Source organism: Pseudomonas sp. 32_A (genome assembly GCF_017490905.1).
In the GTDB taxonomy this organism is placed as follows: domain Bacteria; phylum Pseudomonadota; class Gammaproteobacteria; order Pseudomonadales; family Pseudomonadaceae; genus Aquipseudomonas; species Aquipseudomonas inefficax.
The window spans coordinates 1-448 of record NZ_JAFGYI010000338.1 but is presented as its reverse complement, the minus strand read 5'-3'; the positions used below and the strand labels follow the sequence as shown (position 1 = coordinate 448).

Here is a 448-nt window from a genome sequence, read left to right as displayed (position 1 = left end):
GAGTAGTCATGGCGTGAAGTTTACCGTGTGGGGTGGCCGGGCTGAGCGAAACAAATCCCCGAAAGGGTTACTGCGGATTACTGCGCAAGCAAAGTGTAATGCGCGGTAAACGCGGCGGCGGCGCGCGTAACACGGCGGCGCGCACGCTTGGCTACGCTGCGCATTACCGGATGTCGGCCGGCGCCGAAAGCGCGGACGCCCAGGCGCCGAGCCCGCCGCAGCACCGGATCGTTCAATACAGGAGTGACTCAATGTATAAGAAGACTTCCCGCCTCGCCATCGCCGCCGCCGTGCTCGCCCTGTCGTTCAGCGCCGCCTCGCGCGCGGCGCCCCCCGACATGCCGCCGCCGGGCGGCCTGGGCGACCATCATCATATGGAAGGCGGCCCGTTCATGATGATGCAGCGCATCCACGACAAGCTGAACCTGAGCGCCGCGCAGGAGCAGCA

General features: G+C 66.1%; 1 protein-coding gene. It reads left to right on the top strand.

The window, feature by feature from the left end; all coding sequences use genetic code 11:
- Window positions 1–251: 251 nt before the first annotated feature.
- On the top strand, window positions 252–448 hold a 197-nt coding region (locus J5M58_RS26955; protein WP_207880471.1), incomplete at its 3' end, for a hypothetical protein.